The organism is Nocardioides palaemonis (genome assembly GCF_018275325.1).
Lineage (GTDB): Bacteria > Actinomycetota > Actinomycetes > Propionibacteriales > Nocardioidaceae > Nocardioides > Nocardioides palaemonis.
In genome coordinates this window covers 2,445,750-2,460,424 of the sequence record NZ_JAGVQR010000001.1, presented here as the reverse complement: position 1 = coordinate 2,460,424, position 14,675 = coordinate 2,445,750, and the positions used below count along the sequence as shown (strand labels likewise).

Below are 14,675 nucleotides of genomic sequence, written 5' to 3'. Positions count from 1 at the left end.
GGGGTCCTTCGCGGTTTCCGAGGGTGGCGAACGGATCGGTGCAGGGCAGGGGTCGACCACGGGCCGGGGTGGGGTACGGCCCGTGGTCGACGGGTGGTCAGGTGCGGGTCAGCGGGCGCCTCAGCGGCGCGTCACCTGGACCACCGTGGGCCGCGGACCGGCGAACTGGCCGGGAAGAGCCGTGCCGCCCGCGGGGACGAAGTCGGGGAAGCGGGACTGGGGTGCGTCCCAGGTCCCGTCCTCGCCCGGGTGCTGGACGGCGACGAAGACCGAGCCGTCGCGGTCGTGGACGACCGGTCCGCAGGTCTCGGCGCCCGAGGGGACGGCGAGGAACTGCTGGACGTGGCCGCGCTCGGGGCCCTCGACGGGCACCTTGAACAGGCCGTCGCTGAGCTTGATGGAGCTGGGCTGGCCGTCGGTGGAGATCCAGAGGTTGCCGACGCTGTCGAAGGCGACGTTGTCGGGGCAGGAGATCGGCGACACCGGTCCGGTCCAGCCGCCGAAGTAGGTGCCGGCCGAGGCGGCGTCGCCGCAGATGAGGAACAGGTCCCACGCGAAGGTGCCGCTGGTGTGGTCGCCACCGGTCGGGGTGATCTCGACGATGTGGCCGTCCTTGTTGGCCGCGCGCGGGTTGGGCTCGGTGGGGCCCTCCTTGCCGACCTTGCCGCGGTCGGTGTTGTTGGTGCACGCGACGTAGATCCGGCCGTTGTGCAGGCTCGGCTGGACGTCCTCGGGCCGGTCCATCTTGGTCGGCATCACCGCGTCCGCCGCCAGCCGGGTGTAGACGAGGACCTCCTCGAGCGTGAAGCCCGGGACCATCGACTGACCGTTCTTCGTCAGCGGGATCCACTCACCCGTGCCGTCGCTGACGCCGTCCTCGAGGCCGTCGCCGGTGAACCGCGCGACCGACAGGTCACCGTCGGCGAGCGGCGAGCGGTTGCCGTGCCGCTTCCAGCTGCCGCCGCGTCCCTGCAGGCGGTCGCGGGAGACGAACCGGTAGAGGTAGTCGAAGCGCTCGTCGTCGCCCATGTAGGCCACGACGTGGCCGTCGCGGTTGACGATGACGTTGGCGCCCTCGTGCTTGAAGCGGCCCATCGCGGTGTGCTTGACCGGGGTGGAGCGCGGGTCCGACGGGTCGATCTCGACGACCCAGCCGAAGCGGTTGGGCTCGTTGCGGAAGCCCTCGGTGGTGGCGTCCCAGCGCGGGTCGACCGCGCGCCAGTTGCGGGCGTCCTGGGTCGACGACAGGCCGTAGCGCGTCTCCCGCGGGTCGGTGCCGGTGGCCTTGAAGTACTGGTTGAAGTTCTCCTCGCCCGACAGCACCGTCCCCCACGGGGTGGTGCCGCCCGAGCAGTTGTTCATCGTGCCCCGCACCCGCGTGCCGGTGGGGTCCTCCGCGGTCTTCAGCAGGTCCGACCCGGCGGCCGGGCCGTCGACGGCGAAGGGCGTGTCGAGGGTGATCCGGCGGTTGAGCCGGGCGCCGGGGACGTACTGCCAGGTGTCGCCGCGACGGCGGCGGCGCAGCTCGACGACCGACATGCCGTGGGCGGCCCACACCGTGCGGACGAGCGTCTCCGGGTCGGTGCCGGGCGGGAACATGATCGCCTCGTTGGTGTACTCGTGGTTGCACACGAGCAGCGCGCGGGTGCCGGCGCGGTTGGTCTCGATGATGTCGAGGTAGTCGTTGTTGTAGCCGAACTGGCCGGCCTGCGCCTCGGGGCTCTGCGCCGCGGCGTCGAAGCGCGGCGCGCCGCGGAGGATCGGGTCGCCCCACCGGATGATCGGGTCCCACTCGTAGCCGGTCGGCACGGTGACGTCGTCGACGGTCGTGGCGACGGGGGCGATCGCGGTGAAGGCCAGCGGGTCGCGGGGGGTGTGCCCGCCGTGCCCGCCACCCGGGTGGCCGTGCCCGTGGCCGCGACCGGTGGCGGCGGCGGGGGCGGTGCTCGCGACGCCGAGGGCCGCGGCGGTCAGCGAGGCGCCGACGACGGTGCGGCGGCGCAGGGCCTGGGCGGCGACGTCGCGGAAGTAGGTCGTGTCGGTGGTGTTGGGCGCGGCGACCGAGCAGGCGTCGCCGCAGCGCAGGTGACACGTCACCGGGCTGCGGTTGCCGTGCGTGAGGCCCGCCATCGGGAGGAGCGGGCGCGAGGTGGTGTCCGTCATGAGGTGTGTCTCCGATGCCGAGTGGGCGCCCGACAAGGGCGCGGGGTGGGGCGCGGGGTGTGCTGCCGATCCACCCTGTGCGGCGCCGGCCACGGACAGGGGGACGGCAGGTGCACATCAGGTGAACTGCCGGACGCCGGTCGGGGCGGTGTGCTGCGGGCGGTCCGTAGGGTGGGCGTCATGCTGATCGTGGAGGAGCTGTTCCTGCTGCTGAGGCGTGACGACGGCAAGGCCGAGAGCGCCACCTCGCAGAACGGCTACGGCCTCGCCGCGGCCGTCGTGACCGACCTCGTGCTCGCCGAGAAGGTGACGCTGAGCGACGACAAGGACCCGCGGATGGCCGTGGTGTCGCCCGCGCCCGCCGGCCACCCCGCGCTCGACGTGGCGCTCGCCCGGCTGGTCGAGAAGGACGGCAAGAAGCTGTCCTCGCTCGTGACGGACCGGCGCCTGAACGTCGAGCACGAGGTCGCCGAGGCGCTCTCGTCGGCCGGTGTCGTCCGGGTGGAGGAGAAGCGGGCCCTCGGCCTGGTCCCGGCGCGCTACCCGATCCTCGACCCCGAGCCCGAGCGGCGGGTGCGCGAGCGGCTCCGCACGGTGCTGGCCGGGGGTACGCCGCAGCCGGCCGACGCGACGCTGCTGTCCGTGCTGCAGGGCCTCGGTCTGGTCGGCAAGGTGCTCGCCGACGAGAAGGGCGGGCTCGGCAGGCGCGACCTCAAGCGACGCATCGAGGAGGTCTCCACCGACGTGCAGGCTGGCGCGGCAGTGGCGAAGGCCGTGCAGGCGATGAACACCGCGATCATGACCGCCGCGATCCTGCCGGCCATCGCCGCCGGCGGCGCCGCCGGCAGCTGACCGTCCCCCCACCCCGAGAAGAAGGAGAGATCCGTTGATCTTCATCACCGCCAAGTTCCCCGTGTTGCCCGAGCACGCCGACGACTGGCCCGAGCTGTCGCGCGCCTTCACCGAGGCGTGCAACGCCGAGGAGGGCTGCCTGTGGTTCGAGTGGTCGCGCAGCGTGACCGACCCGAACACGTACGTCCTCGTCGAGGCGTTCCGCGACGGTGACGCCGGCGCGGCGCACGTCCAGTCCGACCACTTCAAGGCGGCCCAGCGCGAGCTCCCGCAGTACCTCAGCCGCACCCCCGACATCGTGAGCACCGAGGTCGACCAGACCGGCTGGAACGAGCTGGGGGAGATGCAGGTCGACTGACCGGCACCGGGCGGTCAGGCCGAGGCCGGCCGCCCGGTCAGCACCCGCACGGCCAGGTCGGTGGTGAAGTCGTTGTCGAGGAAGCCGACCACGCGCGTGACCCGGTCGAGGTCGAGGGGCAGCAGGCCGCGGGACCCCGGCACGTCCGGGGTGAGGCCGAGGTCGAGGTCGTGGCGACCCGACATCATCTCGACGTTGAAGTCGTAGCGCTCCCGAGCCCCGTCGGCAAGCAGCCGCTTGACGACGCTCGCCCCGATCCGGCGACCGCCGGTCTCCGCCGACCAGTCGTCGAGGGCGGCGAGGAGGTTGCGACCGTCCTCGTGGTCGACGTCGGCCCACGCCGCGTCCATCGACCCGGCCACGTCCAGCAGGATGGCGGCCGTCTTCTCCCCGATGCCCTGCACGCCGGGCAGGTTGTCGCTCGCGTCGCCCCGCAGCGCGGCGAACGCGAGGTAGTTGGCCGGACGGACGCCGTAGAGGTCGAAGAGCCTGGCCGGGTTGAGCAGCGGGGAGCCGTGGATGCCGCCGTCGATGAGGCGCAGCACCCGGGTGTGGTGGCTGATGTGGGCGAAGGCGTCGCGGTCGGAGGTGATGATGACGCAGTCCCACCCGTGCCGCTCGGCCCACGTCGCGCCGGAGGCGTTGACGTCGTCGGCCTCCAGGCCGGGCGGCGTCAGGGTGGCCAGGCCCAGCGCGTCCAGCAGGGCGCCGGCCCGGTCGAGCTGGTCGACGAGCTCGGGGTCCTTCTCCGCGCGACCGGCCTTGTAGTCGGGGTAGGCGTCGCGTCGCAGCGAGCCGCTGCGGTCGTCGAGGCCGAACAGCACGGCGTCGGGCGCGAACGAGTCGATCGACTCCAGGATCTGGCGCAGCATGCCGTGCAGCGCCCAGATCGGTCGTCCCTGCCGGTCGCGGAGCCCGGTGTGCGACCGCGCGTGGTGGTTGCGGTGGAGCAGCGACGGGGCGTCGACGACCAGCAGCAGGCGGCGGGCAGCGGGGTCGGAGGGGCTGGGTGTCATGGCGATCGCCTGCCAGCCTAGACGGGCTCAGGCGCCGAGGCCCTCGAGGTAGTGCGCGAACCCGTGGGGCGCGCGGGCCGAGCGCCGTCCCGACGTGGTGACGGGAATCGCGCCGGTCGCCGTCCAGTCGAGCCCCGCGCTCCGTACGGCCGCGACGAGCCCGACGTCCTCGTGGACCGGCACCGGTGCGAACCCGCCGACGTGCTCGTAGGCGCGCAGGGAGAAGCCCAGGTTGGCGCCGTGGACGTGGGGGTGCCCATCGGTCACGTCGTGCGCGGCGACCCAGGCGTCCAGCACGTCGGCCGTGAGGTCGCCGGGCCTGGGCGTGACGGTGCCGACGACCAGGTCCCGTCCGAGCGTCGCCATCTCCACCTGCGCGACCAGCCAGTGCGGCGGCACGACGCTGTCGGCATCGGTGCCTGCCACCCACAGCGGGGCGTGGTGGCTCGTCGCAGCCCACCGCGCTGCGGCCTCGACACCGAGGGCACGGGCGGCGCCGACGCTGCCGGCCGAGCTCGGCACGCCGACGACGTCGGCGCGCGCCGCGACGATCGCGGGCGTGCGGTCGCGACAGGCGTCGAGGACCACGAAGGTGCGGCTGGCCACCTCCGGGTGGGTCGTGTGCAGCAGGTCCCGGGCGTGCGCGACCGAGTCGAGGCAGTCGGACAGCAGCGTCTCCTCGTCCCGCGCCGGGACGACCACTGCCACGGCGGCGGGCGCGGTCACGACGGGCGACCGAGGACGTGCATCAGGAAGTCCGGCTCCTGGTGCTCGACGAGGACCGGCGCTCCGGACGCGAGGAACGCGTCGTGGACCGCGGGGCCGGCCAGCGGCCACCCCACCGGCTGGTGGCGCCAGTGACAGAGCACGAGGTGGCCGTCGTCGGTCAGCGAGCCGAGCGCGAGGTCGACGACCTCGCGGAGCTCGCGCGGGCTGAGGAAGTAGCCGATCTCCGAGACGCACACGAGGTCGCGCTGCCCGTCCGGCCACTGCTCCGGGACACGCGCGCGGCGCACCTCCAGGTGCGCGACGTCGGCAGTCCGTCGACGGGCGAGGGCGATCGCGGCCTCGCTGGCGTCGACCGCGAGCAGGTGGTCGCAGCGCGAGGCCAGGTCGACGGCGAGCGCGCCGACCGAGCAGCCGACCTCGAGCGCGTCGGCGTAGCGCTCCCGCGGGAGGCTGGCCAGGGTCAGCGCGCGCTTGCGGCGCTCGTAGGCGGAGTCCACCTGCCACGGGTCCGGGTCGTCACGGTGGACCCGGTCGAGGGCGTCGTCGCCGGCGTGGGAGGCCGGAGCGATGAACACCTCCGCCGGGCGGGCGAAGTGGGCGAGCAGGTCGGGTCCGAGCATCACCTCGTCGCCCGGTGCGGGGGAGAGCGGAGCGACCTGGCTCGTGTGTCGGCCGACGGCGGTCCGCTTGCCTTCGACGTCGCCGGGAGCGAGCGCGACACGGACCGTCCGGTCCGGGAACGTGCCGGGTCCACCCCAGTGCCACGCCCAGACGGGGTACTCCAGCAGCAGGGCGTCGGTCCTGGACGCAGCGACGGCGGCGGCCCTGCCCACCGCCTCGTGGTCGGGGTGGCCGTCGCCGCGCCAGGGTGCGCACAGGACGACGTCGGCACCGCCGGTCCCGATGGTCTCGACGAGGGCGGCCACGACCTCGTCCTCGTGGCCGGCGACGTCACCGTCGGGGAGCCCGAGGCAGCGGACGGTCGCGTCGGGAGCCAGGGCGGCGGTCGCCGCACGGAGCTCCTCGCGCCGGATCCGGGCGAGCGCGTCGGGTCGTACGCTCGGGGAGCGCGGGTGCGAGCCCTCGCCCGCTGTCACGCTGACGACCGTGACCTCGTGCCCGGAGCGGGCCGCGGCGTGCACCAGGCCACCGGCTCCGAGCGTCTCGTCGTCCGGGTGGGCGCCCACCACGACCAGGCGGTGCCGCATCGCCCCGAGCTCGAGCTCCGGGAGGCCGTCGACCACCGCGTCCCACGCTGCGGAGGGCGTGCCGGCGCGGTCGTGCCGGAAGGCGGGGCTGCTCACCACCCGCGCGCCCCGTGGCGCAGCAGCTCGGTCCCCAGGGCGGCCTGGTCGCGCTCGGCGTGCCACTGGCGCAGGTAGAGGCCCAGGTCGGCGACGCGACGTGCGTGGTCCTCCTCGGTCGCCAGGGGTCCGGGACCGAGGGCGTGCGCGGCTCGGGTCAGCACGTCCTCCGCCGCCAGCGCCACCACCTCCCGCACCCGCAGCGCTGCCCGCCACCCGTCGGCGCCGGACAACCGGTCGGCGTCGACGTCCTCGGCGGCTCGGGCCAGCACGCACCCCGCGGCGTGGAGGGCGGCGTCGACCGCGCCGAGGTGGACCAGCGCGACCTGGTCGGGCAGGCGCGAGCCTGCGGCCCGCAGCATCCGACGGGCCACGCCGACGGCGCCCCCGAACCACACGGCGGCGACGCCGATCCCGCCCCAGGCGAAACCGGGGCGCTCGAGGTACCACCCGGGCCCGCCCACCGCTTCGGCCGTCGCTCCGACGAAGTCGACCGGCCCCGAGTCCACCTCCGTCAGGCCCCGGCCCACCCACGTGCCGGGCACCGCCGTGGCTCCCGGCTGGGTCAGGTCGACCGCGAACAGCTGTCGTTCCTCACCGACCCACGCGCTGACGAGCGCCCGGTCGAGGACGCCGCCGAGGGAGCACCAGTGCTTGCGGCCGTGCAGGACGTGGCCCTCGCCCGCGGGCTCGGCCCGCAGCGGCTCGCCGGGGCCCTCCGCGGCGAACACGCCCCACGTGCCGGACGGGGCGGACCTGCCGGCCTGGCCGAGGATCGCGAGCGCGTCGAGGTGCGGCTCGAGGGCGCGGGCGACCGTGAGGTCGATCGCCGCGACGCTGGCCAGTGCCGACCACAGGTGCGCCGTCCGACCCGATCCCGGGGTCGGCAGCTGGGTCCCGACCGCGCGGGCGAGGTCCAGCGCCGCCGGTACGTCGGTCGCCGCCTCGCGAGCCCGGTCGACCAGGTCGTCGAGCTCCTCGAGGTCGTCGTCGGTCGGCTCGCCGATCAGGACGGCGCCGCGATCGGGCACGTGGGCTCCTCGAGGTCCGGGCGCTGGACGCGCCACACGTCCGTGACGCTAGGTCGCCCGCGCCCGCGCCGGTCACCTCCGTCGGGGCGGGATGGCGGCCATCAGGAGCGCGGCACGTGGACGTCGTACTGCGCGAGCTTGCGGTAGACCGTGGCGCGGCTCATGCCGAGCTCGGTGGCGGCCTGCTGCATCGATACGCCCGGCCGCGTCAGGACCCGCACGATCTCGTCCCGCTCGAATGCCTCGATCCTGGTCAGCCGGCGCGTCGACCCGGACAGCACGTCGGCGGAGAGGTGGCGGACGTCCACGGTGTCGCTGCGGGTCGCGGCGCGGGTGACCTCCTCGGTCAGCTGACGCACGTTGCCCGGCCACCCGCACGCGCGCAGCGCAGTCTCTGCGGCAGGGGTGAAGTCGACGTCGCGCCCGCGCGCGCGTGCTGCGACGTGCCGGGCCAGCGGCAGCACGTCGTCGGGGCGCTCGCGCAGCGGGGGCACGGTCACCACGGTCCCGACCAGGCCGGCGATCGCCGGCGGCAGGATGTCGAAGCGCTCGGTGGTGACGCAGAACGGCACCCCGTCCGGGGCGGGGCCGTGGCCCGAGGCCGCGCGCACCCTGGCCTGCTGCACCAGGTCGCGCACGTGCTCGGCGACCCACGTCGGCAGCAGCTCGACGTCGCGCAGCAGGATGCCGGTGTCGGGCTTGCCCAGCTCGGGTGCCCACAGCGCAAGCCACGCCTCGCTGTCCTGGGGGGCCGGGGGAGCGGCGGCGAGGATGCGTTCACGCGGAAACGTGTGGCGCAGCGCCAGACCGAGCAGGGTGGTGCGGCCCGTGCCCACCTCGCCGACCGCGGCCACCACCCGTCCGTCGCGGAGCGCGGCCTCGGCCTCGCCGAGCGCGTCCGCCCACGCGCCGCCGAGTCCGTCGAGGCTGCCGGACCCGGGCGCGAGACGCGGAGTCTCGACGCGGAAGACCTCGCCTCGCTGCGGTGGCCGGGGGCGGTGCCCGCTGGAGCGAGCGAGCATCAGGGCGGACGTGGTGCTGGCCGCTGACTGTGCGAGCGCGAGCAGCAGGTCGCTCGACTGGTCGGACCAGGTGGTGAGGTTGACCGCTCCCTCGAGGCGCCCGGAGAGCGGGTCGAGCACCGGCACGGCCGCACAGGTGTAGCCGCACAGGCTCAGCGCGTAGTGCTCCTCCGCCCGCACGACCGTCGGCACCCGGTCGGCGATCGCCAGTCCGAGCCCGTTTGTTCCCACCGTGCGCTCGGCATAGGCGAAGCCGGGCGCGAGGTGGACGGCGTCGAGCGCGCGCAGCAGCCCGGCGTCGCCGCTCATCCGGTTCAGCACGAGGCCGTCGGCGTCGGTCAGCATCAACGACACCGGCTCACCGGCGAGCGTGGCGTGCAGGTCCGCCAGCACCTGCCGGCCGCACTCGAAGAACAGCGACTCCTGGTCGACCGTGCCACTGAAGAGGGGTTGCACGCCCTCCAGCGAGACGCCGTAGTCCTCGCTGCGCTGCCACGACGCCACGAGCCGATCGGACACCCGACGGTGGGGCACCTCGACGGCGGCGGTGGACAGCGACCGGCGCAGCTCCTGGTGCCGTCGCGCACGCTCCGGCAGGGCTCCCTCGGCCACGGGAACCACCCCCTTCGTCGTGTGACCGACGTTACATCCGCGAGCCCGCTCCCAGCACCCGGCCGGCGTCTCAGATTGAGACAGGTCCGGGTCTCAGATTGAGACGGCGCGACCGTCCGGGCCGCCCCGAGCCGCGCCTAGCGTCGCGTCCATCAGCACGTGACCGGCGTCACTCCCGGTCCCGCACCCGACACGGAGGACCCATGTACACCAAGGACGGCGAGAGCTACTTCATCGTCGACGCCCACATCGCCCTGTGGGACGCCCGCCCCGAGAACATCAAGAACATCCACGGACAGCAGTTCATCGACTGCTTCTACGACTACCACCGCAACCTGTCGCCGGAGTCGGAGGTGTGGACCAAGGAGGACTACCTCTACCAGGGCGGCGACCGGCTGATGAAGGACCTGTTCGAGGACGGCTACGTCGACCACGCGGTGTTCCAGCCGGCCCACCTCGGCGAGTTCTACCACTCCGGCTTCGGTCAGACCGACGAGGCGTCGGCCCTCGCGGCGGCGCATCCGGACAAGCTCACCTACAACCACAACTGGGATCCCCGCAACGGCGAGGCCGGCCTCGACCAGCTGCGCGCCGACGCGGAGCGCTTCGGGCTCAAGGGAGTCAAGCTCTACACCGCCGAGTGGCACGGTGACTCCCGCGGCTGGCGCCTCGACGACCCGTGGTCCTACCGCTACCTCGAGCTGTGCCGCGAGCTCGGCATCACGAACATCCACATCCACAAGGGCCCGACCATCCGGCCCCTGGACCGCGACGCGTTCGACGTGGCGGACGTCGACCACGTGGCGACGGACTTCACCGACCTCAACTTCGTGGTCGAGCACTGCGGCCTCCCGCGGCTCGAGGACTTCTGCTGGATCGCCACCCAGGAGCCCAACGTCCACGCCGGCCTCGCGGTGGCGATGCCGTTCATCCACACCCGGCCGCGCTACTTCGCGCAGATCGTCGGGGAGCTCCTCTACTGGATCGGCGAGGACCGGATCCAGTTCTCCTCCGACTACGCCCTGTGGACGCCGCGCTGGCTGGTCGAGTCGTTCGTGGACTTCCAGATCCCCGAGGACATGAGCGAGTACGCCCCGATCAGCACCGCGCAGAAGAAGAAGATCCTCGGGCTCAACGCGGCCGCGATGTACGACGTGGAGGTGCCCACCGAGCTGCGGCTCCCCGAGGCGGACGAGACCGCCACGGGCCCCCGCCAGCCCGAGGCCGCCGACCTCGCGGCGGTGTGAGGTGTCCGCCCTTCCCGTCGACGTGGTTCCCCGGACGCGCCACGACCGGCTGGCTGACGTCCGCGCCGCGCTCTCGACCGTCCTCGACCCCGAGCTCGACGAGCCGATCACCGACCTCGGCTTCGTGCGCTCGGTGGCGCTGGGGGAGCAGGACGACCTCGAGGTCCACCTGCGCCTGCCGACGTCGTTCTGCTCGCCGAACTTCGCCTACCTGATGGCCTCCGACGCCAAGGACGCCCTCGTCGCAGTGCCGTGGACGCGGAAGGTGGTCGTCGCCCTGGACGACCACCACGACTCCGACAAGATCAACGCGGGGCTGGCGGCCGATGCCGGCTACCGCGGCACCTTCGGCAGCGAGGCCGATCGGGACCTCGAGGACCTGCGCGCGACGTTCCGGCGCAAGGCGCACACCGCGGCCGCCGAGCGATGTGTCACCGCGCTGCTGCGCCGCGAACCTGACCGAGACCTCGAGTCGGTCGGCGACGTGGTCCTCGGCGACCTCGAGCCGGGCGACCGCCTCGACGCGCTGGTCCGGCGCCGCCGGGACCTGGGCCTCCCGGTCCGCCCCGACGCACCGGTGCTGGTCGACCACCTCGGCCGCCAGCCCGACGACGTGCCGATGGCGCTGCGCCGGGCCCGGTCGACGCGGATCTCGATCGACGGCAACGCCCACTTCTGCCGCGGCCTGCTCCGCACCCGCTACCCGGGGTCGGAGGACGACCAGGTGCACCGCGCCGACGGCGCCGAGCCGGCCGACGAGTCCTACGACCCGACCTTCATCCCCCTCACATCACTGCGGAAGGACCTCCACCGATGAGCACCGAGAAGATGCGCGCCGTCCAGGTGGTCGGCTACCACCAGGACCTCGAGATGCGCGAGGTCGACGTCCCGGAGGCCACCGGCCCGTTCGACGTGATCGTCCGGATCGGCGGCGCCGGCGTGTGCCGCACCGACCTCCACATCCTGGAGGGGCAGTGGGAGGAGAAGTCCGGCGTGACGCTGCCGTACACGATCGGGCACGAGAACGCCGGGTGGGTGCACGCCGTCGGGTCCGCGGTCACCAACGTCCGGGAGGGCGACAAGGTGATCGTCCATCCCCTCATCACCTGCGGTCTCTGCCGCGCCTGTCGCACCGGGGACGACGTGCACTGCGAGAGCAACCAGTTCCCGGGGATCAACACCCACGGCGGGTACGCCGAATACCTGCGGACCTCGGCCCGGAGCGTGGTGCCCATCGACGACTCGCTCGAGCCGGCCGACGTCGCCGCGCTCGCCGACGCCGGGCTCACGGCGTACCACGCTGCCGCGAAGGCCGCGAAGCGGCTGACGCCGCGCGACACCTGCGTCGTCATCGGCGCGGGCGGGCTCGGGCACATCGGGATCCAGGTGATGAAGGCGCTCTCGCCGGCGGCGCTCCTGGTTGTCGACCGGAATCCGGAGGCGCTCAAGCTCGCGCTCGATCTCGGCGCTGATCACGGCGTCGTCGCCGAGGGCAGTCAGGTCGAGGAGGTCCTCGACATCACCCACGGGCTCGGAGCCGAGGTGGTGCTCGACTTCGTCGGCGAGGGCGGGTCGACCGCGGAGGGCATTGCGATGACCCGCCAGGCCGGCGACTACCACGTCGTGGGCTACGGCGAGAACGTCGACGTCCCGACGATCGACCTCATCTCGGCGGAGAAGAACGTCATCGGCAACCTGGTCGGCTCCTACAACGACCTGTGCGACCTGATGGCCCTCGCCGCCCGCGGCCTGGTCACGCTCCACACCCAGAAGTACGCCCTGGACGACTTCCAGTCCGCCATCTCGGACCTCGACGCCGGCCGGGTCCGCGGCCGCGCCATCCTCACCCCCTGACAAGGAGCACACCATGAGCGGTATCAAGGCCCTGCTGGGCATCGGCATCTCCGTAGGCGTCCTGGCCGGTGCCTGGACCTACGCCTCGGTCGAGCTCACCCTCATCACGTGGGTCGCGTTCATCGCGTGGGCCTGCTTCTTCGCCGCCGGCGGCGGCACGACTGGCTTCGCCAAAGGCCTGGCGGCCAACGTCGCCGGCGTGCTGTGGGGCTGGGTCATCGGCCAGGGCCTCGACCACGTGAGCAGCTCGACCCTCGCGCTGGCCGTGATGGTCACCGTGGTCGGGTTCGTGCTCTGCATCGAGGCGGCGGTGCCGCTGCTCTCCTTCATCCCGGGCGGGTTCGCCGGCACCGCGATCTACTTCGGCACCGGGTTCGACCTCGGCGGCGCGCTGCTCGCGATCGTCGCCGGCGCGGTGCTCGGCCTGGTCTCGGAGCGGGTCGGTGCGGCCATTCAGGCGCAGGTGGACCGCCCCGCCACGACCGGCTCGGTGCCCGGAGCCCGTCCGGCGGTCTGATCCCGTCCACCCACCCCCATCCACCAGGAGAGTCCGTTGATCTTCATCACTGCGAAGTTCCCCGTGCGGCCCGAGCACGCCGACGACTGGCCCGAGATCTCGCGAGCCTTCACCGAGGCGACCAGGGCCGAGGAGGGCTGCCTGTGGTTCGAGTGGTCGCGCAGCCTCGACGACCCGCACGAGTATGTGCTGGTCGAGGCGTTCCGCGACGATGCCGCAGGCGCCCACCACGTCGGGACCGACCACTTCCACACCGCCACGCGCGAGCTCCCGGCGTACCTCGCGCGGACGCCGCGGATCGTCAACACGACGGTCGAGGGCACCGAGTGGTCCGAGCTCGGGGAGCTCGCCGTCCGCTGACGTGGCGGTCCGGGCCACAGACCCAGGTCCGCACCCCGGGCCCGGGACCTGTGGCCCGGCCCCGATGACCTTCGCCCCTGACCCCCGAGGTCTCCGCGGCGGGAGCGTGGAGGCATGACGACGACACTCCCGCTCCTGGTGGCCCACGACGGCTCCGCGGACGCCGAGCGCGCGCTGCGCTGGGCCGCGGCAGAGTCCCTCCGCGCCCACGTCCCGGTCCGGGTCCTGATGGTCGACGAGGTGCTGCCGCCGCCGTGGGGCGGCGCGCCGGGCTGGGCACCCATGACCGGGAGCCTGCAGGTGCCGGTGGACGAGTACGGCCACCTGGTCGACCAGGTGCGCAAGGAGCTCGCTGAGGCCGGCGTGCTCGACGCGACCGTCCAGCACCGCACCGGCCACGTCGTCGACGAGCTGCTGCGGGCCGCCGAGTCGTCCTCGATGGTCGTCGTGGGCAGCCACGGTCACGGTGCGGCGGCCGAGGTCCTCATCGGCTCGGTCAGCCAGCACCTCGCCCGGCACGCCCGCTGCCCGGTCGTCGTCGTACGCGAGCAGCGCGACCCCGACGCGCGCAGGATCGTGGTCGGCATCGACGGCTCGCGCCCCAGCACCGAGGCGCTCGAGCTCGCCTTCGAGCGGGCGGAGGCGACCGGCGAGACGGTCGTGGCCCTGCACGGCTGGCACGTCCGGGTCCCGTCGACCGACGTGTGGAACGCCGAGCCGCGAAGCGTGGAGACCCAGGAGCGCGAGCTCCTGCTCGCCGAGTGCGTCGCCGGCGTCCGCGCCGAGCACCCCGACGTCGCCTTCGAGCAGGAGGCGGTCCCGGTCGCACCGGCCCGCGCGCTCGTCGACGCCTCCGCCGGCGCCTCGCTCGTCGTGGTGGGGGCCCGCGGGCTCGGGTTCTTCAGCGGCCTGCTGCTGGGCTCGGTGAGCCAGGCGGTGCTGCACCGGGCCGCGTGCCCGGTCGTCGTCGTCCGCTGACCCCGAGGCTCGGGCGCCCCCCGGGGTAGTCCAGTGACGAACTGCTGACGTACGTCGGTCTCGACGACAGTTCGCCACTGGACTACCCCCGCTGGGCGCGGCACCCGTACGCCGGGCGACCGACGGGTTCAAGGGCGAGCCAGGACGCCCAGATCGTGGTGCTCTCGAGCCACCAGGTGGCGCGACGGCTCCACGATCACGGTGAGCGTGGACGGCGACCTCCTCCACCAGCCGGGGAGCAGACTGGGGGCATGCCTCCCGAGCCGAAGACCTGCCAGTCGTGCGGGCGCACCATCGAGTGGCGCAAGAAGTGGGAGCGCGACTGGGACCAGGTCCGCTACTGCTCGACCGCGTGCCGCAAGCGCGGCGTCACCGAGGTCGACAGGCGGCTCGAGGCGGCGATCACGGACCTGCTGGCGCAGCGGGCGCGTACGTCGACCATCTGCCCGTCGGACGCGGCCCGCGCGGTGGGTGGCGACGACGAGGAGACCTGGCGCGAGCTCATGGAGCCGGCCCGCCGGGCGGCCCGACGACTGGTCGCCCGGGGCGAGGTGGAGATCACCCAGGGCGGCCGCGTCGTCGACCCGTCCACGGCGAAGGGCGCGATCCGGATCCGCCGCGCCAGGTGAGCC

15 protein-coding genes are annotated in these 14,675 nt (G+C 73.5%); 9 read left to right on the top strand and 6 right to left on the bottom strand.

Features of this window, described 5'->3' with window-relative positions:
- Window positions 1-120: 120 nt before the first annotated feature.
- Entirely contained in the window at window positions 121-2,163 is a 2,043-nt protein-coding gene (locus KDN32_RS11970) for a PhoX family protein (RefSeq protein WP_211732278.1), read from the bottom strand.
- Between the two features lie 180 nt (window positions 2,164-2,343).
- On the opposite strand from KDN32_RS11970, the gene KDN32_RS11965 reads away from it, so the two are divergent.
- Together KDN32_RS11965 and KDN32_RS11960 are read left to right on the top strand one after the other, a co-directional pair.
- The gene (locus tag KDN32_RS11965; protein ID WP_211732277.1) at window positions 2,344-3,015 is read left to right on the top strand and encodes a GOLPH3/VPS74 family protein; all 672 of its coding nucleotides are present in this window, start codon (window positions 2,344-2,346) and stop codon (window positions 3,013-3,015) included.
- Between the two features lie 34 nt (window positions 3,016-3,049).
- Window positions 3,050-3,373: a putative quinol monooxygenase gene (locus KDN32_RS11960; RefSeq protein ID WP_211732276.1), complete on the top strand. Its 324-nt coding sequence runs from the start codon at window positions 3,050-3,052 to the stop codon at window positions 3,371-3,373.
- Between the two features lie 14 nt (window positions 3,374-3,387).
- Here the strand turns inward: KDN32_RS11960 and KDN32_RS11955 are convergent, their stop codons facing one another.
- The 5 genes from KDN32_RS11955 to KDN32_RS23335 all read right to left on the bottom strand — a co-directional run bounded on the left by KDN32_RS11955 (window position 3,388) and on the right by KDN32_RS23335 (window position 9,087).
- A complete protein-coding gene (locus KDN32_RS11955; RefSeq protein WP_211732275.1) occupies window positions 3,388-4,389 on the bottom strand; it encodes a 5'-3' exonuclease in 1,002 nt (333 codons plus the stop codon).
- A 27-nt stretch (window positions 4,390-4,416) separates the two neighbouring features.
- The gene (locus KDN32_RS11950) at window positions 4,417-5,115 is read right to left on the bottom strand and encodes a glycosyltransferase family 2 protein (RefSeq protein WP_211732274.1); all 699 of its coding nucleotides are present in this window, start codon (window positions 5,113-5,115) and stop codon (window positions 4,417-4,419) included.
- Window positions 5,112-6,422, bottom strand: a complete 1,311-nt coding sequence (locus KDN32_RS11945) for a bifunctional PIG-L family deacetylase/class I SAM-dependent methyltransferase (RefSeq protein ID WP_211732273.1) — start codon at window positions 6,420-6,422, stop codon at window positions 5,112-5,114. The genes KDN32_RS11950 and KDN32_RS11945 overlap by 4 nt, the downstream gene beginning before the upstream one ends.
- Entirely contained in the window at window positions 6,419-7,453 is a 1,035-nt protein-coding gene (locus KDN32_RS11940; RefSeq protein ID WP_211732272.1) for an acyl-CoA dehydrogenase family protein, read from the bottom strand. Before KDN32_RS11940 ends, KDN32_RS11945 begins: the two co-directional genes overlap by 4 nt.
- Before the next feature lie 101 nt (window positions 7,454-7,554).
- Window positions 7,555-9,087, bottom strand: a complete 1,533-nt coding sequence (locus tag KDN32_RS23335) for an AAA-type ATPase lid domain-containing protein (RefSeq protein ID WP_211732271.1) — start codon at window positions 9,085-9,087, stop codon at window positions 7,555-7,557.
- A gap of 203 nt (window positions 9,088-9,290) precedes the next feature.
- On the opposite strand from KDN32_RS23335, the gene KDN32_RS11930 reads away from it, so the two are divergent.
- The 7 genes from KDN32_RS11930 (at window position 9,291) to KDN32_RS11900 (ending at window position 14,672) form a co-directional block, all read left to right on the top strand.
- Window positions 9,291-10,334, top strand: coding sequence for an amidohydrolase family protein (locus KDN32_RS11930; protein WP_211732270.1), 1,044 nt, complete (start codon window positions 9,291-9,293; stop codon window positions 10,332-10,334).
- Between the two features lie 22 nt (window positions 10,335-10,356).
- On the top strand, window positions 10,357-11,151 hold the full coding sequence (locus KDN32_RS11925; RefSeq protein WP_211732269.1) for an iron-sulfur cluster assembly protein: 795 nt from the start codon (window positions 10,357-10,359) through the stop codon (window positions 11,149-11,151).
- Window positions 11,148-12,188: an NAD(P)-dependent alcohol dehydrogenase gene (locus KDN32_RS11920; protein WP_249216416.1), complete on the top strand. Its 1,041-nt coding sequence runs from the start codon at window positions 11,148-11,150 to the stop codon at window positions 12,186-12,188. The genes KDN32_RS11925 and KDN32_RS11920 overlap by 4 nt, the downstream gene beginning before the upstream one ends.
- Before the next feature lie 13 nt (window positions 12,189-12,201).
- Entirely contained in the window at window positions 12,202-12,705 is a 504-nt protein-coding gene (locus KDN32_RS11915) for a DUF1097 domain-containing protein (protein ID WP_211732268.1), read from the top strand.
- A 36-nt stretch (window positions 12,706-12,741) separates the two neighbouring features.
- Window positions 12,742-13,065 (top strand): putative quinol monooxygenase, encoded by a 324-nt coding sequence (locus KDN32_RS11910; protein WP_211732267.1) that lies wholly within the window; start codon window positions 12,742-12,744, stop codon window positions 13,063-13,065.
- A gap of 114 nt (window positions 13,066-13,179) precedes the next feature.
- Window positions 13,180-14,043: a universal stress protein gene (locus KDN32_RS11905; protein ID WP_211732266.1), complete on the top strand. Its 864-nt coding sequence runs from the start codon at window positions 13,180-13,182 to the stop codon at window positions 14,041-14,043.
- Window positions 14,044-14,294: 251 nt separating this feature from the next.
- Window positions 14,295-14,672: a DUF2256 and DUF3253 domain-containing protein gene (locus KDN32_RS11900; protein ID WP_211732519.1), complete on the top strand. Its 378-nt coding sequence runs from the start codon at window positions 14,295-14,297 to the stop codon at window positions 14,670-14,672.
- Window positions 14,673-14,675: the final 3 nt, after the last annotated feature.

Coding starts and splice junctions, on each gene's coding strand:
- KDN32_RS11965 (WP_211732277.1), top strand. CDS start 2,344: ATGCTGATCGTGGAGGAGCTGTTCCTGCTGCTGAGGCGTGACGACGGC.
- KDN32_RS11970 (WP_211732278.1), bottom strand. CDS start 2,163: ATGACGGACACCACCTCGCGCCCGCTCCTCCCGATGGCGGGCCTCACG.
- KDN32_RS11955 (WP_211732275.1), bottom strand. CDS start 4,389: ATGACACCCAGCCCCTCCGACCCCGCTGCCCGCCGCCTGCTGCTGGTC.
- KDN32_RS11900 (WP_211732519.1), top strand. CDS start 14,295: ATGCCTCCCGAGCCGAAGACCTGCCAGTCGTGCGGGCGCACCATCGAG.
- KDN32_RS11915 (WP_211732268.1), top strand. CDS start 12,202: ATGAGCGGTATCAAGGCCCTGCTGGGCATCGGCATCTCCGTAGGCGTC.
- KDN32_RS11920 (WP_249216416.1), top strand. CDS start 11,148: ATGAGCACCGAGAAGATGCGCGCCGTCCAGGTGGTCGGCTACCACCAG.
- KDN32_RS11930 (WP_211732270.1), top strand. CDS start 9,291: ATGTACACCAAGGACGGCGAGAGCTACTTCATCGTCGACGCCCACATC.
- KDN32_RS11905 (WP_211732266.1), top strand. CDS start 13,180: ATGACGACGACACTCCCGCTCCTGGTGGCCCACGACGGCTCCGCGGAC.